This window comes from Helicobacter equorum, from assembly GCF_900198655.1.
Classification (GTDB): Bacteria; Campylobacterota; Campylobacteria; order Campylobacterales; family Helicobacteraceae; genus Helicobacter_F; species Helicobacter_F equorum.
Map to the genome: position 1 here is coordinate 38484 of NZ_FZPO01000015.1, position 23493 is coordinate 61976.

At 37.5% G+C, this 23493-nt stretch carries 25 protein-coding genes; 14 read left to right on the forward strand and 11 right to left on the reverse strand.

Annotated elements, in window-relative coordinates; all coding sequences use genetic code 11:
• Window positions 1–12 precede the first annotated feature (12 nt).
• From atpA to C6H22_RS03705, 8 genes are all read right to left on the reverse strand, one after another.
• A complete protein-coding gene (gene atpA, locus C6H22_RS03670; RefSeq protein WP_104693987.1) occupies window positions 13–1527 on the reverse strand; it encodes a F0F1 ATP synthase subunit alpha in 1515 nt (504 codons plus the stop codon).
• Between the two features lie 20 nt (window positions 1528–1547).
• Complete coding sequence (locus C6H22_RS03675) at window positions 1548–2078, reverse strand: F0F1 ATP synthase subunit delta (protein WP_104693988.1); 531 nt, start codon at window positions 2076–2078, stop codon at window positions 1548–1550.
• A complete protein-coding gene (locus C6H22_RS03680; RefSeq protein WP_104693989.1) occupies window positions 2075–2593 on the reverse strand; it encodes a F0F1 ATP synthase subunit B in 519 nt (172 codons plus the stop codon). Before C6H22_RS03680 ends, C6H22_RS03675 begins: the two co-directional genes overlap by 4 nt.
• 12 nt (window positions 2594–2605) lie before the next feature.
• Window positions 2606–3031 (reverse strand): F0F1 ATP synthase subunit B family protein, encoded by a 426-nt coding sequence (locus tag C6H22_RS03685; RefSeq protein WP_104693990.1) that lies wholly within the window; start codon window positions 3029–3031, stop codon window positions 2606–2608.
• 125 nt (window positions 3032–3156) lie between these two features.
• On the reverse strand, window positions 3157–4032 hold the full coding sequence (locus C6H22_RS03690; protein WP_104693991.1) for a ParB/RepB/Spo0J family partition protein: 876 nt from the start codon (window positions 4030–4032) through the stop codon (window positions 3157–3159).
• Window positions 4032–4814 (reverse strand): ParA family protein, encoded by a 783-nt coding sequence (locus C6H22_RS03695; protein ID WP_104693992.1) that lies wholly within the window; start codon window positions 4812–4814, stop codon window positions 4032–4034. Before C6H22_RS03695 ends, C6H22_RS03690 begins: the two co-directional genes overlap by 1 nt.
• Before the next feature lie 22 nt (window positions 4815–4836).
• Window positions 4837–5493 (reverse strand): biotin--[acetyl-CoA-carboxylase] ligase, encoded by a 657-nt coding sequence (locus tag C6H22_RS03700; RefSeq protein WP_104693993.1) that lies wholly within the window; start codon window positions 5491–5493, stop codon window positions 4837–4839.
• A gap of 36 nt (window positions 5494–5529) precedes the next feature.
• Window positions 5530–6351, reverse strand: a complete 822-nt coding sequence (locus tag C6H22_RS03705) for a carbon-nitrogen hydrolase family protein (RefSeq protein WP_104693994.1) — start codon at window positions 6349–6351, stop codon at window positions 5530–5532.
• 147 nt (window positions 6352–6498) lie between these two features.
• Here C6H22_RS03705 and purB point away from each other — a divergent pair, with 147 nt between their 5' ends.
• The 5 genes from purB to C6H22_RS03725 are packed head-to-tail and all read left to right on the forward strand — an operon-like array spanning window position 6499 to window position 9893.
• Window positions 6499–7845, forward strand: a complete 1347-nt coding sequence (gene purB, locus C6H22_RS03710; RefSeq protein ID WP_104693995.1) for an adenylosuccinate lyase — start codon at window positions 6499–6501, stop codon at window positions 7843–7845.
• A 20-nt stretch (window positions 7846–7865) separates the two neighbouring features.
• Complete coding sequence (locus C6H22_RS08830) at window positions 7866–8126, forward strand: hypothetical protein (protein ID WP_233707017.1); 261 nt, start codon at window positions 7866–7868, stop codon at window positions 8124–8126.
• Window positions 8101–8409, forward strand: coding sequence for a PD-(D/E)XK nuclease superfamily protein (locus C6H22_RS08835; RefSeq protein ID WP_233707018.1), 309 nt, complete (start codon window positions 8101–8103; stop codon window positions 8407–8409). Before C6H22_RS08830 ends, C6H22_RS08835 begins: the two co-directional genes overlap by 26 nt.
• Entirely contained in the window at window positions 8399–9241 is an 843-nt protein-coding gene (locus tag C6H22_RS03720; protein ID WP_104693996.1) for a DNA-methyltransferase, read from the forward strand. The genes C6H22_RS08835 and C6H22_RS03720 overlap by 11 nt, the downstream gene beginning before the upstream one ends.
• Before the next feature lie 10 nt (window positions 9242–9251).
• Window positions 9252–9893, forward strand: coding sequence for a DNA methyltransferase (locus C6H22_RS03725; RefSeq protein ID WP_104693997.1), 642 nt, complete (start codon window positions 9252–9254; stop codon window positions 9891–9893).
• Window positions 9894–9927: 34 nt separating this feature from the next.
• On the opposite strand, the gene C6H22_RS03730 is transcribed toward C6H22_RS03725, so the two are convergent.
• Together C6H22_RS03730 and C6H22_RS03735 are read right to left on the reverse strand one after the other, a co-directional pair.
• The gene (locus tag C6H22_RS03730; protein ID WP_233707019.1) at window positions 9928–10596 is read right to left on the reverse strand and encodes a class I SAM-dependent methyltransferase; all 669 of its coding nucleotides are present in this window, start codon (window positions 10594–10596) and stop codon (window positions 9928–9930) included.
• Between the two features lie 128 nt (window positions 10597–10724).
• The gene (locus C6H22_RS03735; RefSeq protein WP_158654613.1) at window positions 10725–10955 is read right to left on the reverse strand and encodes a FeoA family protein; all 231 of its coding nucleotides are present in this window, start codon (window positions 10953–10955) and stop codon (window positions 10725–10727) included.
• A 114-nt stretch (window positions 10956–11069) separates the two neighbouring features.
• On the opposite strand from C6H22_RS03735, the gene hisD reads away from it, so the two are divergent.
• Window positions 11070–12365, forward strand: coding sequence for a histidinol dehydrogenase (gene hisD / locus C6H22_RS03740; protein ID WP_382276001.1), 1296 nt, complete (start codon window positions 11070–11072; stop codon window positions 12363–12365).
• 168 nt (window positions 12366–12533) lie between these two features.
• Here hisD and C6H22_RS03745 read toward each other — a convergent pair whose 3' ends face one another.
• Window positions 12534–13238: a hypothetical protein gene (locus C6H22_RS03745; RefSeq protein ID WP_104694000.1), complete on the reverse strand. Its 705-nt coding sequence runs from the start codon at window positions 13236–13238 to the stop codon at window positions 12534–12536.
• 243 nt (window positions 13239–13481) lie between these two features.
• On the opposite strand from C6H22_RS03745, the gene C6H22_RS03750 reads away from it, so the two are divergent.
• The 8 genes from C6H22_RS03750 (at window position 13482) to C6H22_RS03785 (ending at window position 23439) form a co-directional block, all read left to right on the forward strand.
• Window positions 13482–13760 carry a DUF2018 family protein gene (locus C6H22_RS03750; protein ID WP_104694001.1) on the forward strand — a complete coding sequence of 93 codons (279 nt, stop codon included), beginning with the start codon at window positions 13482–13484 and terminating at the stop codon, window positions 13758–13760.
• Entirely contained in the window at window positions 13760–14140 is a 381-nt protein-coding gene (locus C6H22_RS03755) for a hypothetical protein (protein WP_104694002.1), read from the forward strand. The genes C6H22_RS03750 and C6H22_RS03755 overlap by 1 nt, the downstream gene beginning before the upstream one ends.
• Window positions 14141–14149: 9 nt before the next feature.
• Window positions 14150–15064, forward strand: coding sequence for a polyprenyl synthetase family protein (locus C6H22_RS03760; RefSeq protein WP_104694003.1), 915 nt, complete (start codon window positions 14150–14152; stop codon window positions 15062–15064).
• Window positions 15064–16413, forward strand: a complete 1350-nt coding sequence (hemA, locus tag C6H22_RS03765; RefSeq protein ID WP_104694004.1) for a glutamyl-tRNA reductase — start codon at window positions 15064–15066, stop codon at window positions 16411–16413. Before C6H22_RS03760 ends, hemA begins: the two co-directional genes overlap by 1 nt.
• A 17-nt stretch (window positions 16414–16430) precedes the next feature.
• The gene (locus C6H22_RS03770) at window positions 16431–18215 is read left to right on the forward strand and encodes a proline--tRNA ligase (RefSeq protein ID WP_104694005.1); all 1785 of its coding nucleotides are present in this window, start codon (window positions 16431–16433) and stop codon (window positions 18213–18215) included.
• Window positions 18216–18227: 12 nt separating this feature from the next.
• Complete coding sequence (gene hemC, locus C6H22_RS03775; protein ID WP_104694006.1) at window positions 18228–19181, forward strand: hydroxymethylbilane synthase; 954 nt, start codon at window positions 18228–18230, stop codon at window positions 19179–19181.
• 66 nt (window positions 19182–19247) lie between these two features.
• Complete coding sequence (gene gyrA, locus C6H22_RS03780) at window positions 19248–21713, forward strand: DNA topoisomerase (ATP-hydrolyzing) subunit A (protein ID WP_104694007.1); 2466 nt, start codon at window positions 19248–19250, stop codon at window positions 21711–21713.
• A gap of 130 nt (window positions 21714–21843) precedes the next feature.
• Complete coding sequence (locus C6H22_RS03785) at window positions 21844–23439, forward strand: hypothetical protein (protein ID WP_233707020.1); 1596 nt, start codon at window positions 21844–21846, stop codon at window positions 23437–23439.
• The last annotated feature ends 54 nt before the right edge of the window (window positions 23440–23493 follow it).

The window sequence follows — 23493 nt, forward strand, 5'->3', positions numbered from 1 at the left end:
CCTTATGTTTGCTTATGCAGAAAAGCTTATTTTAAACTCTTTGATTGCGTTATTTAACTCTTCTTGTGTATCTTTATCCAAAGCTTTTTTCGCACGAATATCTTCCAAGATTTTTGGGAATTTTGCCTCTAAGAATGGATAGAAATCTGCTTCAAAATCTGATACTTTATTTGCTGGAATATCATCAAGGAAGCCTTTTGCTCCCGCATAGATAAGCACAATTTGTTTTTCGATAGCAAGTGGCGAATATGGAGGCTGTTTAAGAACTTCAACCATTCTTTGACCTCTTTCAAGCTGTTTGCGACTTACTTCATCAAGATCGGAGGCAAATTGAGAGAATGCTTGTAGTTCTCTAAATTGTGCCAAGTCAAGTCTAAGTGTTCCTGAAACTTGTTTTGTAGCTTTAATTTGAGCAGCGCCACCAACACGAGAAACTGACAAGCCTACATTGATCGCAGGACGCACACCAGAATTGAATAAATCTGTTTCTAGGAATATTTGTCCATCCGTAATGGAAATAACATTTGTTGGAATATATGCTGAAATATCTCCCGCCAATGTTTCAATAATGGGTAAGGCTGTTAAAGAACCAGCACCCAAATCATCACTAAGTTTTGCGGCACGTTCAAGGAGCCGTGAGTGGAGATAGAATACATCTCCCGGGAATGCTTCGCGTCCCGGCGGTCTTCTGAGGATTAGAGACATCTCACGATATGCCACGGCATGCTTACTCAAATCATCATAAATAATAAGCGCATGACGCCCATTGTCTCTAAAATACTCACCGATGGTAACGCCTGTATATGGAGCAAGGAATTGCATAGCAGCAGAAGATGAAGCAGGAGCATTGACAACAATCGTGTATTCCATAGCGCCATGTTCTTCTAATTTTCTCACAACCTGTGCCACAGTAGATTCTTTTTGACCAATAGCTACATAAATACATATAACGTCTTGTCCCTTTTGGTTAATAATAGAATCTATAGCTACCGTTGTTTTACCTGTCTGTCTATCACCAATGATAAGCTCTCTTTGTCCACGACCAATTGGAACAAGTGCATCGATTGCTTTAATTCCAGTTTGTAGTGGTTCATGCACAGATTTTCTAGCCATAATTCCAGGTGCTTTTTCTTCAACAAAGCGGAATTCACCAGCTTCAATAGCACCCTTGCCATCAATAGCTTCACCTAAAGTGTTGATAACACGCCCTACGACACTATCTCCAACAGGCACTTTCATGAGTTTTTTTAGCCTTTTAACAGAGATACCTTCCTTGATATCTTTGCCACCACCGATGACAACAACACCAACGCTTGCCTCTTCAAGGCTCATTGCAATACCTATATCGCCTGTTTCAAACTCAACCATTTCATAATACATAACATTGTTAAGTCCATAGACCTTTGCTACACCATCGGCATAGGAAACGACCTTACCAGTTTCGCTAATATCAACACTGATATTAAAGTTTTCTATACGCTCTTTGATGATTGAACTAACTTCTTCTGACCTTAGTTTTGCTACCACGTTCTACTCCTTGTCTTAGATTAAATTGCTTTGAGAATATGATTTGTCAAATCAGTAAAAAATCTCTCTTTAGAAAAAGAGATTTCGATGCCTAAATCTTCTACGCTTAGCCTAATGCCATCAATGCTCGTTTTTTCTTGGCGTACATCAAGATTGACATTAAGTTTTGTCGAAAAGCTTTTAGCAATGTTTTGTAATGTCGCAGAATCTACTTCTTCTTTAATTTTAAGCACTGCTACATAGTGTTTTGTATCTGCAAGAATCTTTTTTTCAAGTGTTTTTGCAATCCCTGGTATGGCAGAGATTCTGTCTGAACGAACCAAAATCTTAATAAGATTCTCAAATTTTTCTTCATTAATACGCAAACTTTCTAAAAGTAGTTTCTCTTTTTTTGCTTTATCAACAAATGGTGAGTAGAGAAAACTGCATATCGTCTCGTCCTCAATAACTTTGCTGAAGGTAGAAAAGATTGCAACGATGTCTTCTATTTCTTTGGCTGAAAATGTGTCCAAAATAGCCTTTGTATATTTTTTAGCTACCAAATCCATCATGAAGCAATCCTTTTTGTAATAATGTGGATATAATCTTTATTCTCAAGCTGCATATCTTTTGAATGAATTATGTCACTCAACATAGATTCCACAACCTCTCGCATAGCCTTTGTTTGCTCAAACTCCATATTTGTTTGTGCTGATTGCATAAGGGTTTGAATCTGTGTCTGTGTTTGCTGTGCAAAGCGTTGCGAAATGATGGCTACCTCTTTTTTGGCGATATCGATGATTTCTTGCGCCTTTTTCTTGCTTTCTTCAAGCTTTTTTAAGGCCTCATTTTTTTCTTTTTGCGTTTTATGAAGCTTGTTTTGTATTTCTTGGAGTTGTGAAGCTATGTGTGCTTTACGATTGGCAAAAATAGCCTTAATACGCGCAAATGTAAAATACCATAAAACCGCTATAAACAAAGCAAAGTTTATAAGTCTAGGTATGAAATCACTCTGTTCAAATCCTCCAGAAGCATATGCGAAGTTCGGTAATATCACCACCAAAGTAATACATAGTATATATCTCATTATTCCTCCTCTTTATGCTTGCTCAAGCTTTTTGCGTATGCTTTGTTTAAATTCATCAACATGTGTGCCTAAACCATCTTTGAGTTCTTTTTGTTGCCTGACTAAATCCTCTCTAAAAGTCAGCAATTTAGAATCTAGTTCAGCTTTTTTTTCAGCCAGTTTTTCTTCCATGAGCCTTTTTTCTCTAGCTGTTGCTTGTTCGATGATTTCTTTTGCTTCTTTTTGCGCATTTCCTATGATTGTGTTTATTTCATCTTGGATTTTTGCAATTTCTTGTAGATTACCCTGTGTGTTTTGTAAGTCTTTTCTAATCATTTCATCACGCTTATTCATAAATGTGAGAAGTGGCTTATACAACCATTGATTAAGAAAGAAAAGTAAAAGCACAAAGCAACAAAATACCAAAATCATCAGATTGCTATTTACTGATATTTCCATTTAGGACACTCCTTAGTATGTATTCTATCCTTTATTTGTGATAGAGTTAATCTCGCTTGTAAAACTCATAGGGTTTTGCAGGTATTTTAACAATTTAAGTTATGATTTTTCTTAAACTTTTTAATTTAGTGAGAAATTTTTTCAATAAATGCCTTAATTTCTACATCTTGAGAAAATTCTATACAAATTTGATTGTTTTTGGCACTTGTTTTATAACCATTTTTACACAAAATACTCCGCGCTTGTTCCAAAAGTTCTGTATCAAGCTCATTTGAAACCTGTGTCTTTTTGGAGGGAGTATGACTTGGTGTGTTTGGATTTTTGATAGTTTTTATTAATACTTCAGTATCACGCACATTAAGCTTTTGCCCTATGACAGAATCTAAAGCCAACTTTTGTTCTTGTGGCGAGAGTGTCACTAAAATTTTAGCATGCCCTTGTGAAATTTTACCCTCTATGAGTGCTTCTTGCACAAATGTTTCAAGGTTTAGCAACCTCAGGGTATTTGTGATTTGGGTGCGAGACTTTTTTATCCTTTGAGAAAGCTCCTCATGCGTGATATTGTATTCATCAATAAGCTCTTGATAAGAGTATGCTAACTCGATAGGATTTAAATCTGCTCGTTGGATATTCTCTATGAGCGCTAGTTCTCGCATTTTGTGAGTGTCTATATCAGCAACGATGGCTTTAATATTTGGCAATCCTGCCAATTTGCTAGCGCGCAATCTACGCTCTCCAGCAAGTAAGACATATTCTCCATTATCATCTTCGCATACGACAATAGGCTGCAATAACCCATGTTCTTTGATAGAATCTGCAAGTTCTTGCAAGGCATTTTCTTCAAAGTATTTTCTTGGTTGGTAGGGATTTGGCTTGATGACTTCCACACTTAGCTCAAGCACTGCAGCATCAGAATTACCCATGTTGTTTTCATAGGCTTGGGATACCTCGCCAAAAATAGCGTCTAATCCGCGTCCTAAGCCCCTAGGTTTCTTTGCCATTATGCGTCTTCTAAGATAAGTTCAGCAAGGTTTTGATACGCAACGCTTCCGCTAGATTTTGCATCATAAAGTAAAATTGGTTTTCCATAACTTGGAGATTCTGCTAATCGCACACTTCTAGGCACGACAATATATTCCCCTCTTTCGCTTTTAAAAAGGTGTTTTTGAAAATGCAATGCCAAATCATCAAAAACTTGTCGTGAGAGATTGTGTTGGCTAGAATACATTGTAGGTAGAAAGCCTCTAATATTTAGATTAGGGTTGCTTGTATCTCTAATGACTTTCACGGTATTGAGCAATTGTGCTAAGCCCTCTAATGCGTAAAATTCACATTGTATAGGCACAATAACAGAATCTGATGCAACAAGCGCATTCACGGTAAGTGCCCCAAGCGCAGGTGGAGAATCTACAATGATAAAGTCATAATTATGTCTTATTTCTTCAAGTTTATTGCGCAAAATCATTTGCCCACTTTTTTTGTTGTAAAAATCTTTTTCAAATCCAGCAAGCGCAATGCTTGAAGGCACGAGTGATAAAAAAGGAATCTCTTGCAAATCAATAATCGCATCAGAGAGTGTATTGCATCCACATAAAACTTGATAAATATCTGTTTGTATATCTGTGCGTCTAATATTAAATGTCGTTGTTGCATTACCCTGTGGATCGCAATCTATCAATAAAACTCGTTTTTCGGATATAGCCAATGACGCCGCAAGATTCACAGCAGTCGTTGTTTTGCCAACCCCTCCTTTTTGATTTGCAACGGTTATAACCTCACACATTCTCTAACTCCGTTTATTAGTGTTATCTACAACTATACACGATTTGTGAATCTACACAGATCGCACCATCTTCTAACAATTTTGCCTCTTTAAAGGACACTTTTTTATGATTATGATGGAAGTCAAAATCAAAATTGTTTTGAAATTCTAACGCATAGAATCTGAAAATTTGCTTCCAAGATATTTTTTTTTCAATGCTTGTAAAATATCTTTGTAGAAAATCCATAGTTTCTATGCGTGTGCTGATTTCTGGCTCTAGTGTCGCGTATGAAGTGCTGTTGTTGCCTTTGGTATATAGATTAATCCCTATGCCACAGGTAAGATATTCCTGCCATTTGTTACATAATACGCCACCGATTTTTTGATGCTCTATGTAGAGATCATTGGGCCATTTGAGCCAAACCTTTGAGCCAAAATCTTTGAGTGTTTCTTTGCATAGAAAACCAAAATAGATAGATGCAGATTCTATTTTTAGATCTTGTGGCAACGCACTTAAAGGCAGTGCAAAAGAAAAACATATCGCCTTTGGTTGTTCTTCCCAAGTATTACCTCTTGAACCTATGCCGTGTGTTTGCCTATGTGTGTTTATGCAAATAGGGGCTTGTAAAGTCCCAGATTTTAGTCCTTGCAAGAGAAAAGTTTGCGTGGATTCTAGACATTCATGTGTTTGTATGATCATTGTTTAGAAACTCCTTGTTTTAATGACAGATTGTGTTTATGTTTGTGCAAATGGTTTATGGAAATGCCACATTTCTCGTGCTTTTTGGATAGATTCTGCATGGAGTGAGATGATCATTAGTCCCTCATAATCTTGCAAACTATCTTCGATTTGTCCATAGGCATTGACATAGAGGCTATCACCATAAAAATTCCAACTCGTCTTATCGACATATTCTGTCCCTACGCGATTTACTCGCAAGATTGCACAAGAATGAATAAATGCACGCGTTTTACATAACGATCGCCATCTTGTAAGTGTGTCAAAGGTATTTGCGCAAGGCACGATAAGGACATCATAGGATTGGGCTTTCATAGCGATAAAAATTTCATCAAAATGCAATTCAAATCCTGATAAGACACCGATTTTTAAGCCTTTTCTTTCTATGGTGAGGGGCAATTTTGGCTTTTTGTAGTGCTTGTTGGCAAAAAATGCGTGTTCATTCCAATGTGGATAATCTATGAGGCGTTGTTGGACATAAAATGTATAGCCCTGTGAATCTATAAGTGCGATTGTTTTATAAAATGTATTTGAAAGGCGATGACCCGAGAGTTTGAGAGTATATAAATCCACAACAATAGGTGCGATAATCTCTAAATTATATTCCTTGGCAAACACTACAAGTTGTCGCAATATGCTGACATTATGACTTGCGATGAGTTGTGGTGAGGGCAGGGATTGCAAATGGCGAAAAAATGGCTCAAATGTGTATTCTGGTAAAACCACTATTTCTACATTTTGCTTGGCACAATTTTGGAGATAGGATTCTAAATACAAAGGGGATTCTATTTTTGAGATTTGCAAAAGAGCTATACGCATTACATACCTTAAAAATTAAAAATAAATGTTTGAATTTTACTCTATATAAACTTTAGATTCTATTTTGCTATGGTTTTTAAGGGGCTTTGTGTTAGGATTATGCATTTAATTTACTTAAACAAAATTTAGTTTTATGAGGTTGGAACTATGGTAGAGCGATACGCAAGAGAGCAGATGAAAGAGCTTTGGGATATGAATGCGAAATATTCTGCGTGGCTTGAAGTGGAAAAGGCGTTAGTGCGTGGGTGGAATCGCTTAGGGCTAATCCCTGATTGTGATTGTGAAAAAATATGTAAAAATGCAAGATTTGATATTGCTAGGATTGATGAGATAGAAGCAGTTACAAAGCACGATTTAATCGCCTTTACCACTTCTATAGCAGAGTCTTTGGGCGAAGAGTCGCGATGGGTGCATTATGGGATAACTTCTAGCGATTGTATTGATACCGCAGTGGCGTTACAAATGCGAGATTCTCTAAAGATTATTTTAGAGGATATAAAGCAAGTGCGAGAGGCGATAAAGGTAAGAGCGTATGAACATAAAGATACGCTAATGGTGGGGCGAAGCCACGGAATCCACGGAGAGCCTATCACCTTTGGGTTGGTTTTGGCGATTTGGTATGATGAGCTGGGGCGGCATTTGAAGGCTCTAGAATCTACGCTTGAAGTCATCTCTGTAGGGCAGCTAAGTGGAGCGATGGGCAATCTCGCCCATACACCCATGGAGCTTGAAGAGCTAGTTTGCAAAGAGCTTGGGCTTAAACCTGCCCCTGTGAGTAATCAAGTGATACAAAGGGATAGGTACGCTAGGCTAATGAGTGATTTAGCTCTTTTAGCTAGTAGCTGTGAGAAAATTGCCGTGGAAATCCGCCATTTACAACGCACAGAAGTTTATGAAGCAGAAGAGTATTTTGAATCTGGGCAAAAGGGAAGCTCTGCTATGCCACACAAACGTAACCCTGTTTTGTCCGAAAACATCACAGGGCTTTGTCGTATCATACGCTCTTATGCACTTCCTGCGATGGAGAATGTAGCCTTATGGCATGAGCGGGATATTAGCCACTCTAGCGTGGAGCGATTTATTTTGCCTGATAGCTTTATTACGACGGATTTTATGTTGATGCGTTTAAAAGGACTGCTTGAAAAGCTAGTGGTGTATCCAAAAAATATGATGAAAAACCTAAATTTAACTGGTGGCTTAGTTTTTTCTCAAAGAATTTTGCTAGAGCTTCCAAAATGTGGTGTATCACGTGAAGATGCCTATAAAATCGTGCAAAGAAATGCGATGAAAGTATGGCAGGGCTTACAAAAGGGACAACCTGTGCTAAATGATAAAAGGGAGTCACTTTACTTGCAATATCTTTTAGCAGATTCTGAGCTCGTGGGACTTCTTAGCAAGAATGGTGGTAATGGAGAGCAGATTATCCGCGAGTGCTTTGAGTTTAGCTACTATACAAAAAACGTGGATTCTATTTTTAAAAGGGTGTTTGAGTAAATCATTGCAGGAGGATTTTTATGATAGCAAATGGCATTGGTGGTTCAAATGCAAAGACAGGATTAATTTTTGAAGGAAAGGTGGATTTGGCTACCTTTTTATCTGAACAGAATGGTTATAGTACTGATTCTAATGGGCAAGTATATTATTGTGGTGAGTTAGTAGCACAAATTTTTAAAAAATATGAATTTTATGAGTTTTTAGAAAAACGTCAAGTGGATTGGAAAAGTATTTTTTCTAAAAGGCTTTTGCCAGATGATAGTATCTATTATCATCAATAACACATTTTTTGTTATTGAATGTAAATTTCAGCAGGTCGCAGGTTCTGTTGATGAAAAATTACAAACTTGCGATTTTAAGAAAAAGCAGTATCAAAAACTTTTATCTAGCCTTAATATGGAAGTGGGATATGTATATTTATTAAGTAATTGCTTTCAAAAACCAGAATATAAAGATGTTTTGGATTATATCATTAGTGTAAATTGTAGGTATTACTTTGAATATATCCCCTTACAGGTTTTTGGCTTGCCAATTCCTATGGATTCGGGCATAAATGACTGCTGAATTTCGCACGTTAAAACCCATTTTTACAAGCACAGATTCTAATTTTAGTCTTTATCAAGGTGATTGCAATGAGTTTTTGCCACAGATGAAAGAAAATTTTGATTTAATCTTTGCCGATCCTCCATACTTTCTGTCAAATGATGGTTTAAGTATCCAAAATGGTAAAATTGTAAGTGTGAATAAGGGGGAATGGGATAGAGGTAATGAAATTGAAGATATTGATAACTTTAATATGAAATGGATTGCTAATGCAAAAATTGCCTTAAAATCTACGGGTAGTATTATGATAAGTGGGACTTATCATAATATTTTTTCACTTGGGAGGGCATTACAAAAGCTTGATTTCAAGATTTTAAATATTATCACTTGGCAAAAGACTAATCCCCCACCAAACTTTAGTTGTCGCTATCTTACGCACTCTACTGAGCAAATCATCTGGGCTAAAAAAAGCCACAAACATAAGCATATTTTTAATTATGAATTTCTAAAAGCCTTAAATGGTGGCAAGCAAATGCGTGATGTATGGAGCTTCCCAGCCATTGCTCCTTGGGAAAAAAGTTGTGGCAAACACCCCACACAAAAACCCTTGGCATTGTTGGTTCGATTACTTCTTATGGCAAGCAATGAAAATTCTCTCATTTGCGATCCTTTTTGCGGTTCTAGCACTACAGGAATTGCAGCAAGTCTTTTAAATAGAAAATTTGTTGGTATAGAGCAAGAAAGTGAGTTTATAGAAATTTCTGTTAAAAGAAAAGAAGAGCTAGAATACCATACAGAACGTATAGAATCTAAAATCAAGGATTTAGCATTCTACAAAAAACCCTTACTTTAAGGATTTGACAATGTTGGATCTAATAAACACCAAACTCACCATTGATGGCTTAGAATTACTCCAAAGTTTGGGGGATTGTAGCGTTGATTTATGTTTTTTTGATCCACAATATCGTGGTGTGCTAGATAAAATGCATTATGGTAATGAGGGTGATCGACAAAAGGGGCGTAGTGTCTTGGTGCAAATGTCTGAAGCGACGATTATACATTTTATCCAAGAAATTAGCCGAGTTTTAAAGCCTAGTTGCTATCTTATGTTATGGATTGATAAATTTCATCTGTGTGAGGGTGTGAGACCTTGGCTAGATTCTACACTTTTACAAATCGTGGATCTCATCACTTGGGATAAAATGAAAATGGGTATGGGTTATCGCACAAGAAAACAAAGCGAATATCTACTCATCGTACAAAAAAAGCCTATTAGAGCAAAGGGGACTTGGAAACTTCATAATATCCGTGATGTGCATAGCGAAAAAATTTCACAAAACGAGTTAAAAGCACACCCTCACAGCAAACCAAAAGCCTTACAAAAAATTCTTATAGAATCTTGCACCAATATCGGGGATTTAGTGTGTGATCCAGCAGCAGGAAATTTTAGTGTGCTAGGGTGCTGCAAGGAATTAAGGAGAAATTTTATAGGGACAAATCTATGATGATTGGCTTCACGCTATTGTAAAGAGTTATGCGTTATGGCTTAATGACAAAGCTTGGTGTATGACAAATAGGTAATTTTTGTATTTGTATATCTTTTGAGTGAAAAAAATCATCAACGGCTTTGGTTTCACCCGGAAATGTCCCATAATCATCAAACACAACTACACCACCCCTTACCATTTTTTCCCAAAAATGTTCCAAAATACTTACAGCTGGTTCATAAATATCTGTATCTACATGTAGAAATGCGATTTTTAATTGTGGATTAGATATGCAATATTGTGACGCAGTCTGAGTGATATCACCTTTGATAAGTTCATAATTACGAATTTTCTTAAAGTCTAGAACCTTGCAGAGTTCTTCTTCTGTAATACCCTTTCCCGCTTCTTGTATAAATGCCTCTCTGAATGTTTTATCTGCCTCAAAATCTGTTTGCGGAAATTCATCAAACATATCAAACCCTATGAGTTTGCGAGAGTCTTGCATTTCCAAAATTTCTCGAAAATGCGCGAATCTAAAAAGAGAATTGCCTTTAAAAATGCCACATTCTATGGCTACTCCAGGTAGGGAGAGAATTTTTTTATATAACTCATAATGTGCAAAAAATTTTCTAAATCTCTTTGTATCTGCAGTGATATAAAAACCATTTTCGTAATAAAAAGATTCTGCAATGTTAAAGCCATTAAGCGAAGTATGCATCATGAAATTTCCTTTAAGGTAGCAATAATATTGAACTTCAGGGAGAATTATACCCCCCCCCTTAAAGGATGCTTAAGAAAATTATAGCTTGTAGTCATATATTGCATGGAGGGTATTGTTATGCGGTTACATCATAATAATGGAGAAACTTCAATTTCCTTAGCTTCTTGTGCCCTTAGTGCAATTTGTGTGCTATTTACCATGACACATAGCGTTGCCTTGGTAAGTGTCGTGTTATAGAGTGTGATTGTGCTATCTGGGCAAATACCCATAGCAATAAGTCGATCTTTGAGCATTTTGTCTGTGGTGTGGAGTGCTACGACTTTGTAGGGTATATTTTTGGAGCAGTCATAGAGCATCATGTGTATTCCTTTGTTTTTTGGGAGGATTATAGCAAAGTATATTGACCCAAAAGCAAGTAATGTTTTGTTATAATCAAAACCTACAATCATACCATTTAAGGAATGCAGCAAATGATAGAGATATTAGACACGCGTAGTAAAGATTTCTCACACAAATTTTCTGAGATTTTAAAGCGTGGTGCAATGGATATGACACATGTGAGCCAAAGTGTGCAAAACCTCCTATGCGAAATAAAAAATGAGGGAGAGACTGCTATTTTGCGACATATTACAACTTTTGATATGTGGCAACCAAGTGATTTTGCGCAAGTGCATATAGATTCTGTAGAATGCAAAAAGGCTTATGATAATCTTGACAAAGATCTTAAAGAATCTTTGCACATAGCTTATGATCGCATTTTTGACTTTCATAGTAAGCAAAAAGAGAAAACTTGGATACATACAGAATCTAATGGCTCTATGTTAGGGCAAAAGGTTACTCCTGTGCAACGTGCAGGGTTGTATATACCTGGTGGCAAGGCTGCTTATCCTAGTTCGCTTTTGATGAATGCTATTCCTGCGATCGTGGCTGGAGTGGAAGAGATTGTTGTTTGCACGCCCACACCGCATAACCAACCAAACGAGCTTCTTTTGGCAACCTTGCATTTATGTGGGATTGGAGAATCTTACAAAGTTGGTGGAGCGAGCGCTATTGGACTTATGGCATATGGAGGATGTGATTTTCAAAAAGTTGATGTCATTACTGGACCGGGTAATATTTATGTCGCTACAGCTAAAAAAATGGTTTTTGGCGAAGTCAATGTAGATATGATAGCCGGACCTAGTGAGATTGGTATCATTGCGCAAAGTGGGGCAAATACTGAATATATTGCATGGGATTTACTCTCACAAGCTGAACACGATGAGCTTGCAAGCTCTATTCTTATTAGTGATGATAAGGAACTTATTGTTGAGAGTATTGCACATATTGAGCGTATCATACCTACGCTTTCACGCAAGGATATAGCACAAACTAGCATACAAAATCGTAGCGTGTTTATTCACACATCTAGTCTTGATGAAAGTGTAGTTTTGATGAATAAAATCGCACCTGAACATTTAGAAATTCTTACGCCTGATCCTTTTAGTCTTCTTCCTCGCATTAAAAATGCTGGAGCGATCTTTTTGGGCGAATACGCAAGTGAGCCTATTGGGGATTATCTCGCCGGTCCTAATCACACCCTTCCTACTGGAGGAAGTGCGCGCTTTTTCTCCCCACTTGGAGTGGAGCACTTTATGAAAAAAAGCTCTATTATTTATTTTAGTAAAGATGCGATGCGTGAGCTTGGACAATCGTGTGCCACACTTGCAAAAACTGAGGGCTTACAAGCACACCAAATGGCAGTCCTATCACGTTTAAACAATCTGTAGGGGTTTTGTGGGTCGTGTATGGAACATTGCCTTAGGCATTGTGTAATTACAGGTTTTTGAAAAACTTTAAAGGTTGAGTGAGATCTATTTTTCGCTTAAGAGATTCTAATTTTTACCAAAGACTAGACTATTTGAATAGTCTAGTCTTTGCATACATTTACAAGTATCCTACCAATTTTTTCCACCTATGCCAATTTCTATCATACCTATGAGATTGTTTGCTGTAGGCAGTGTTTGGTGATAGGCAAGGTTTTGGTATTTGGCTCTAAATTTTATATAGTAGAAAATATTCTCGCTAAGTTTATAAGAAAATCCTATGGAAGCGCGTATGCCATAATTTCCATTGTTGGTATGAGTGATAGCTATGGAAGGTGTTTTTGTTGAGATTTGGTCGTGTAAGATATAGTCATAATCTGCAGTATATTCGTAGTAAAGTTTCTCACCTGATTGAATCCTACCCTCAAATCCAGCACTTGCTGCAAAATATGCGGTATATATACGATTTGGTGTGATATCATATCTATAAGCACCACCTGTGAATCCTACATTGATCCAAAGTGGATTATGTGAATAAGAAGTATTGAAACCTAGCTTAACGGAAGGATCAAAAAATGTACTAGAATTGTTGTTGGTGTTTGAACCCATGCCTATGTCAGTGATTGCTCCAAGTTTTAGTCTTTGGAAAAAAGATATATCGCCACTAAGTGTCAAGTACCCACCATAATCTTTGCTAGTAGTATGCAAGTTTTGGCTTGGAAGATCTCTTTGGCTATATATGCCACCAAGCCCAATACGTGCTTCACCATAAGTATATACAGAACACAAGAGGCTTATGCATACAATCTTGTAAGTTCGCATACTAAGTTTTTTCATTTTGATCCCCCAGTATTAAGATACGCATTAATGATACATCAAATGTTATTTTTTATCAAGATTACAGTATTTATGGCATCTTAATAAGTTGCAATAATATAACAATACATCATTTGTTGTGGCAAAATTTTATGTTGTTATCCTAACAATCTTTCAGGCAAGATTATAGACTTTGAACATAGATAAGTTAAGAAAAAACAATGTTTTGCTATAATCTTGGGTTTTATCTTAAGGAGTGTGTTTATGGAGTTAGATGATTTAGAGATATTTGGGAAGTCACCCTTGCAAAAATGGCATGAAATTATTCGCAACGCATCACCTACACTTGTAGAAATGGAATTGGAGCGTTTATTGGGCGTGATTAGTCTGTATGAATTGTTTTTAGAATCTAAAGGTGTAGCGAGTGTAGATGTGCAAAAATTCTCCCTCTCACTTGATGAAGGGCAAAAGCAAGAGGTGCGCGATCTTGTAGATTCTCTTGCTATTGAATCTATGGGTAATATTTTGGGAAATCACGAGTAATGCGATGGTTGCTTGTCGCATTAATAATGTCTTATTTGGAGGCTACTCAACCTTTGTGGATGTGGCACAGAGATCTAATGCTTGCCAAAGAGCAAAATTATCGCGCCAAGATTGTTTTAGAGCAAACCCAAAAACCATTCAGTATGCGTTGGACTTTGTATAAAAATTATGGATTAGTGATGCATATAGCATATGATAGTTTCCGTTATCAAGTGATTTTGTATCGCGATTATCAGCGCAGTGATTTTGTGCTAGATTTGGGGAATGCCGAGCAAAGCCCAAAATTACATATTTTTTTTAAGGATTTTTCGGACAAAAAGGCTTTGTTACATCTTTATATAGAAGGTAATGGTGCAAGTGTGGTTGAAGAAAATCTATAAAGGGGAGCAATGCAAGATTTTGATATGGTAAGATTACGGATTCTAGGATATATGCAAGAGTATATCGCGGATTGTCGCAATGAGATCATAAGCGAACTTTTTGGTAAAACGAGTCAGGGTAAGATGTTGCGATCTAAACTCCTTTTGGCAGTGAGTGGCATAAATGAGGAGGCACTCAGGTTATGTGCAATTATCGAGCTTATTCAAAATGCATCGCTTTTGCATGATGATGTAATCGATAATGCCAATATGCGGCGCAAATCCCCATCGCTTAACGCACTTTTTGGAAATAAAAACGCTATTATGCTTGGCGATGTATTGTATGCAAAGGCATTTTTTGAACTTAGTGCTTATGAGAGCGCTATCGCAAAAAGCGTGTCAGATTCTGTGTGTAGGCTTGCTATTGGAGAGATTGAAGATGTCTTTATGGCACAAAGCTTTAATACCGATATAACACGATATTTGCAAATGTGTGAGCTAAAGACAGCCGCTCTTATCGCTACAAGTGCAGAATGTGGGGCATTATTGGCTAAATTAGATTCACAAAAATATAGAGCATATGGCAATAACCTTGGCATTGCATTTCAGATTATTGATGATGTGCTTGATATTACACAAGATTCAGAGGTTTTGGGCAAACCCGCAATGAGTGATTTTAGTGAGGGTAAAACCACACTTCCTTATATATATCTCTATGAGCGTGCAAATGAAGCACAAAGACAAGAGTTATTGACGCTTTTTCGCACGCCACTTTCCCAAGATAGGATAGCATGGCTACGAGAACATCTCTATATGTATGATTGCATACAGGATAGTATCACTAAGGCACGCGAATATGCCTTTTGTGCATTAGATTCTATACAAGGCGAGAATAATGCACACCTTCAAGAGGTTATAGAAAATATGATAGAAAGAGAGTTTTGATGCAAGAACAACGAGAGACACAATACCTTGTTATAAGCTTTTCGCATAAACATATGGATCTGACATTGCGAGAAAAATTGGCGTTTGGCGATGAAGAAAAGCTCACATTTTTACGCAAGCTTTGTGAGTGCGAGGCGATTAAAGAGGCGATGTTACTTTCTACTTGCAATCGTGTGGAAGTGTATGCGAGTGCGTTGGATACCAAAGTAGCGCGTGAGTATATTTTGGAGAATCTAGAGTCTTATAAGTGTATTCCTATTGCAATACTTAGAGAATGTGCGGATATACGCCTTAATCAATATGCTATTTATCATACCTTTAGTGTGGCTTCAAGTCTCGATAGTCTTGTGGTGGGAGAGACACAAATTACAGGGCAACTCAAAGATGCCTATAGATTTGCGTATGAAAATTTGTGTTGTGCCAAAGATATAACGCGTCTTATGCATTATGCGTTCAAATGTGCCGCGAGAGTGCGTAATAGCGTGGATATTTCCTCTAGCCATACATCTGTAGCTGGAGCGGCGATTCATATGCTTGTAGCTAAATTTTCGCAATATGGCGAAAGTTTAGATTCTAAAGAAGTAGTAGTGTTGGGTGCTGGTGAAATGGCGATTCTCGCCTTAAAGCACCTTGCAAAATATGACACAAAGATTACGCTTATAAATCGTAGTTTGCAAAATGCTCAAAGCATAGTGGAAAATTTTGCACAAGAAGTTGCGTGCAAAGTAGAAATAAAGCCCTTTAGCCAACTTCAAGAAGTGCTGGATCGTGCGGATGTGTTAGTGAGTGCTACAGGTGCACCTCATAGTGTGATTAGTGCAGAAATGATACGCCCAAGCATGCATAAGCGCGTATGGTTTGACCTCGCGGTGCCAAGAGACATAGAAGAAGTGCAAATAGAGAATCTAGAGATTTATAAGGTTGATGATTTGCAAGAGATTGTTACCAAAAACAAACAGCAACGCCAAGAAAATGCAAAAGATGGTTATGAGATTGTTGAGCAATATACACAGGAGTTTTTTAAGTGGCTGCAGACTTTGGGTGTGGATCCTATCATCAAGCATATGCGCTTACTAGCTAAAGATTCTAGCTTCAAAGAACTTGATAAGGCAATTAAAAAGGGCTTTTTGCCTAGTGAGTATCGCCAAAATGTCGAGAAAATCTTACATAATGCGTTTAATACATTTTTACATAAGCCCACGATACGCATAAAAGAAGCTGGAGAAAGCATCAATTCTGATCCCATTATCGAGGCAGTAAAGAGTATTTTTGATATCAATGATGAAATTGTAATGCTCAATAAATACACATGTGAGGAATATTTCACAGAATCTAAAAATACAAAGTAATCTTTTCAGGAGTCAATATGCGATTTTCACAGATTTTTGCCCCCACACTCAAAGAGATACCAAAAGATGCTATTTTAGTTAGTCATCAGCTTTTGCTTAGGGCTGGATATATTCAGCAAGTAGGTAGTGGGATTTATAATTTTTTGCCATTAGGTAAAAAAATGCTTGATGCGATTCGTGCCGTTATCAAAGAAGAAATGGATAAAATTGGCGCTCAAGAGATTCTCATGGGCTTTGTTACACCTGCAGAATTGTGGCAAGAAAGTGGGCGCTATAATCAATATGGTAAAGAACTTTTGCGCTTACAAGATAGAAAAGATAATGAGTTTGTGCTAGGACCCACACACGAAGAAATGGTAACACACATCGCACGATCATTTATCAAAAGCTACAAGCAACTACCTTTGCATGTGTATCAGATTCACACAAAATTTCGTGATGAGGCTAGACCGAGATTTGGGCTTATGCGCGCACGAGAATTTGTCATGAAAGATGGCTATAGCTTTCATAGTAGCTATGAGGATTTGGATCGAGAATTTAGAGAGGTTGAGCAAGCATATAGGCGTATTTGTGAGCGATTGGGATTAGAGTATAAAGTCGTAGAGGCAGATAGTGGCGCTATTGGCGGTAGTGGTAGCAAGGAATTTATGGTGTTGGCAAATTGCGGTGAAGATACGCTTGTAGTGTGTAAAAATTGTGAGTATGGTGCAAATCTTGAAGCCGCTAAGCGCAAAAGTAGGCAAGCACCAAATGATGAAGGAAAATATGGTGCTCAAGCCCCAAAGGCAACATTTTGTGAGTTTTTAACACCAGACACCAAGACGATAGAATCTTTATGTGATTTTTTTAAGATTCATCCATTTTTTACTATAAAAGCTGTAGTCAAAAAAGCCTTAAGAGAATCTAGTAATGCAGATGACAAAGCCACGAAAGATAATGCAAGTGAAGTGGTGGTATTTTTTGTGCGTGGAGATGATGAGTGCGAGGAGACAAAGGCGCTAAACGCACTCAATGCACTTGGTGTAGCACACTATAGTGGCTTAGAAGATGCACCACAAGCACTCTTAGAATCTACAGGGCTTCAGGCAGGATTTATAGGACCTATAGGGCTTAATGGTGTGCGTTATATACTTGATGAGAGTTTGCGAGAGGCTAAGGATATGATTGTTGGAGCAAACAAAAAGGATTATCATATAGTAGGAGTTGCCTTTAATGAATTTGATGAATTGCACAATGCACATTATGCAGATATCATCAAGGTAAAAGAGGGCGATGAATGTCCACATTGTGGATGTGGATTGCAGTATGCTAAAGGCATAGAGATTGGGCATATTTTTAAACTTGGTGAGAAATATTCTGCATCTATGAATGCAACATTTTTAGATTATATGGGAAAAGCTCGTAACCTTATTATGGGTTGTTATGGGATTGGTGTTACACGTTTGCTTCCAGCAATTTTAGAGCAAAAAAGCGATGAATTTGGTTGTGTATGGGGCGAAGGTGTGAGAATCTTTGATATTGTGATTATTGTTTCAAATATGAAAGATAACGATCAAATGTCTTATGCATTGGAGCTTTATAAAAAACTTAAAGATTGTGGCGTTGATGTTGTGCTTGATGATCGAGATGAGCGCTTTGGTTTTAAAATGAAAGATTTTGAGCTTATAGGGTTTTATCAAGCGCTTATTGTTGGTAAAACTCTTGGTGAAGGCAAGGTAGAGCTTATCAAGCGTGAAGGACGAAAAAGACAGATTATTGAGGCGACACAGGCATTAGATGTGATCCTCAATGCAAACTCATAATAAGGAGCTAGAATGCCAAATAAACTCATCATTGGAACGAGGGGTAGTGCATTAGCCTTATGGCAAGCAGAACATATCAAAAAGCGATTGTTGCTTGAGCATGGAGTAGAATCTGAATTAAAAATCATTAGAACTAAGGGCGATAAGATTCTTGATGTGCCATTAGCAAAAATCGGTGGCAAAGGACTTTTTACCAAAGAGCTTGAAGAGATGTTACTTGAGGGATCTATTGACATAGCGGTGCATAGCCTCAAAGATGTGCCTGTAGAGTTAGAGAGTGGGCTAGAGCTCACAGCAATTACCAAAAGAGTTAGTTTTGAGGATTGTTTTTTGAGTATGCGATATGCAGGTATTGATGATTTGCCTCAAAATGCAAGAGTTGGGACGACTTCTTTGCGAAGATCGATGCAATTAAAGTTATTGCGTAGGGATTTGGACACACTTTCTTTACGAGGAAATGTGCAAACACGCCTACAAAAATTAAAAGATGGTGAGTTTGATGCGATCATTTTGGCAAAAGCGGCTTTGGAGCGTTTGGAGATAGATACCAAGCAGATCACATATATAAAGCCTTTGTCATTTATGATACCAGCAATGGGGCAAGGGGCGCTTGGTATAGAGTGTGCGAGTAAGAATGTCAATGTAGTGCGATATGCACAGCAATTACAAGATGAAGAGAGTGTAATTTGCTGTAGTGCGGAGCGAGAGTTTATTCGTGCATTAGATGGTGGTTGTCAAGTGCCTATAGGTGTGCATGCACGTAAAGAATCTACACAACTAGTGTTAGAAGCAATTTTAGGCTTGCCAGATGGGAGCGCAAGTATCCATTCAACGCTTATGTGTGTGTTAGATTCTCATCCAGAGATTGCGCTTATTAGTGCCAAAAATCTTGGTTTGCATTTGGCACAGAAATTTATTGCAAATGGAGCCAAAGAGCTTTTAGAACAAGCTTATAAAATGATTTAGGGAATAATGCTTTCTTTAGACATTTTGCTATACAATGCCTAAAAATTATATTTGGAGTTTGGAATTATGGAAAATTTGCTAGAGCATGGAAATATCACAGATATTCGTATCGATGACAGCATAAAGGAAAGTTATCTTGATTATTCTATGAGTGTGATTGTAGGGCGTGCGTTGCCTGATGCCAAAGATGGCTTAAAACCAGTGCATAGAAGAATCTTGTATGCTATGCATGAATTAGGTGTTACCTCACGAAAGCCCTATAAAAAAAGTGCAAGGATTGTGGGTGATGTGATTGGTAAGTATCATCCTCATGGGGATTCTGCGGTATATGATGCGCTAGTGCGAATGGCACAAGATTTTTCTATGCGTTTGGAGCTTGTCGATGGGCAGGGAAATTTTGGTTCTATTGATGGCGATAGTGCGGCGGCAATGCGTTATACAGAAGCGCGTATGACAGCAGCAAGTGAGGAAATGCTCCGCGATATAGAAAAAGAAACGGTGGAATTTGTAGGCAACTATGATGACACACTTACTGAACCCTTGATTTTACCCACACGTATTCCTAATCTTCTCGTGAATGGATCAAGTGGTATTGCTGTGGGTATGGCGACTTCTATCCCTCCACATAGACTTGATGAGATTGTCGATGCATTATTATATCTTTTGGATATACCTGAAGCCCAAACACAAGATCTCTTATCCATTGTGCAAGGACCAGATTTCCCTACAGGAGGGATAATCTATGGCAAACAAGGTATCACAGAAGCTTATTGCACAGGTCGTGGACGAGTAAAGGTGCGTGCCAAGACACATATTGAACATACCAAAACAAAAGAAGTTATTGTCATTGATGAGGTGCCCTATCAAGTCAATAAGGCAAAACTTGTAGAGCAAATTAGTGAGCTTGCAAAAGAAAAAGTGATTGAGGGTATCTCGGAAGTGCGTGATGAATCTGATAGAGAGGGAATTCGTGTAGTGATCGAACTTAAGCGTGAAGCGATGAGTGAGATTGTGCTTAACCATCTTTTTAAATCCACGACAATGGAAAGCACATTTGGGATTATTCTTCTTGCTATCCATAACAAAGAACCAAAGATTTTTACACTTTTAGAGCTTTTGGAGATTTTTATTGCGCACCGCAAGACAATTATTATTCGTCGTAGTATTTTTGAGCTCGAAAAAGCTAGGGCTAGAGCTCATATTTTAGAGGGTCTTACAATTGCACTTGATCACATTGATGAGGTGATTGCGACAATTCGTGCAAGCGCAGATACAGAAAATGCAAAAAATGCTTTGGTAGAAAAGTTTAGTCTTTCTGAATTGCAAGCTAAAGCCATTTTGGAAATGCGTTTGCAACGCCTCACAGGGTTAGAGCGTGATAAGATTGCGAGCGAATATGCACAGCTTTTAGAAGAGATTGCAAGTTTAGAATCTATTTTGCGTAGTGAAGAGAAATTAAAAGAAATCATTAAAGAAGAGCTTATAGAGATTAAACAAAAATTTAGCACACCACGCAAGACACAGATTGAAGAAGATTATGATGCCATAGATGTAGAAGATTTAATTCCAAATGAAAAAGTTGTGGTTACTATGAGTCATAGAGGCTATGTCAAGCGTGTCCAGCTCAAGACATATGAAAAACAAAATCGTGGTGGCAAAGGCAAAATAAGTGGAAATACACACGATGATGACTTTATAGAATCTTTTTTTGTTGCAAATGCGCATGATACGATTATGTTTGTTACCAACAAGGGACAATTATATTGGCTCAAGGTGTATAAGATTCCAGAGGCAGGGAGAACAGCCATTGGCAAGGCAGTGGTTAATCTTGTCAATATACAACCTGATGAAAAGATTATGGCAACTATTACGACAACAGATTTTAATGCGGATAAATCTCTTGTCTTTTTCACAAAAAATGGTATTGTCAAACGCACAAACCTAAGCGAATACGGAAATGTGCGTAGTGTGGGAGTGAGGGCGATCAATCTTGATGAGAATGATGAACTTGTGGGTGCAAATATCATCACACCTAGCGTCAAGGAGCTTTTTATTGCCACATATCAAGGTATGTGTATTCGATTTTGTGTCGATGATGTGCGTGAGATTGGGCGCGTGAGCAGAGGGGTAACAGGGATTAGGTTTAAGGCTAATGAGGATTTTGTCGTGGGAGCTACGACGATTTATAATGACAATGATAAGCTTTTAACCGTGAGTGAGCAGGGTATCGGTAAGCAAACAATCGCTGGAGAATATAGACTGCAAACTCGCGGTGGTAAGGGCGTGATTGTGATGAAACTCACACCAAAAACCGGAAAACTTGTAAGTGTCGTGAATGTTAATGATGAAGATATGGATTTGATGGTGCTTACAAGTTCTGGAAAAATGATTAGGGTTGATACAGAAGCAATCCGCGAGGCTGGGCGCAATACAAGTGGGGTGAAAATTGTTAATGTCGGTAATGACAAGGTGGCTTATGCCAATAAATGCCCTAAACAAAAACAAGAAGATGAGCAGCCAATAGGTGAATAACATCTCTTGTAAGAAATTCAGGGGATTATGTAGAGAATCTTGATATATTTTACGTTTAAGGAGTGACAATGAAATATGTAGTTCGGGGGGGGGGGGCAATAACAAGATAATATATCCTCTCTACGGAATTTTGATAGAGAGTGTATTTTGGTTACTAGTTGTAGGTTATGCGATTTTAGTAGCTTCTTGGGCTACTTTTAGTGTTATTGATGATCATACTTTTATTAAGACTCTCTTTATAGGTGAATATATTCCATTTTTTATTCACGCAGATATTGGGCGGTTTTATCCGCTTGATGGACAAGAGTGGAATGTTTTGAGTTATTTGTTTTCTCCAAATGCAAAGATTTTTTATGCCTTTAATGCTTTGTGTCTGATTGTTGTTGTATGGTGTTTACGATATGCATTGCTACGATTTGTATTTTCATATACACGATCTTTATATGCTCGATATGTGGTATATGGATTTATTTTGCTCTGTATCTTTTCTCCCGCATTTATTACTGCTTGGCTTAGATTATTTGTGCCAGAGCGTATGGAGTTTGTATTTTTTAGTCTTTTTTTGGCATGTTATATGTATGTAGTGTATGCACACACAAACATTAAGTCTTGGATTGTTTTAGTTTTGGGTGTGGTTTGTGCAAATCTTGCATTATATTATAAAGAAACAGCATTTGTAATGCTCGGCATTTTTGGTTTTGTGCATTGTATTTTGAGTTATAAGCAATCACTCCGAATTCATAAAGTTTTTGATATAGCCATTGTGATAAGTAGTGTGGTGTGGTTACTTGTCTATGTAATAGTCGTAGTAACACACAAACACACTGCAGGATCATACGGTGATACGCCATATAATCAACTCTTTGTTATGGCAAAAGTTGTTTTTACTTATATCTTACAAGAACCTTTTTTGTTTGTTGCAGTGCCACTTTTTGTGTTGTGTAGAATCTTTATGGTGTTATCCAAAAAATCTCCATATATCCCACTTCTTGATGCAAGTTTGGTGGGAGCATTAGCCTTGTGTGTCGAGTATATTGTGCTTAAGATTGGCGATACGCATTATCCACTTCCTGCCTATATTTTTGGGCTTGTTGGGCTTATGGGTATGGGTATGTATTATTGGAGACAACGCATTATAAGGGTTATTTATATAGTTTGCTTGGTATTGTATATAAGCAATAGTCTTTTTGTGAGTGCATATCAATTTGCCTTCTATAAGGTTGTGCCAAACAACTTTCAAGATACCTTAGGATTTTTGAGTGCTTATACTAAACAACATCCAAATACGCATATGTATTTAGAGGGTGTCAATCGTGCTTCTGGCGTAGAGGTGTATCACAGCTTTGGATCATGGCTTAAGTTTTATGGGGCGGAGGATTTTGATTTATACTCTGATATAGAAATAGATAATATCCTTTTAGGAAAAGAAAATCTTAATAGTCCATATAGTGTTTTTAGGAGTAATGCTACTGTGCCTAAGCAAAGTGGTGACATTGTGGTCTTTACGCCTTATACATTCTTAAATATTACACAAGAAAAACTCAAGGAATTTGAGCAACATTATGAGCTTTTACATATAAGCGATTTTGGTTATGAGATTCCACGGCTTGGTATAAAGGCTTTTATCAAAGAATTTGTGCGTAACAAGGGAGTTCAAGGTGAAGTCGTGTTAAATCAGAATACATATGGATTACCTTTGTATTTTTATGTCTATAAGGTGCGTTAATTGCCATAGAATCTAGAATTTTCTCTTGACTTAGAGTAGCTCTCATCTTTTATA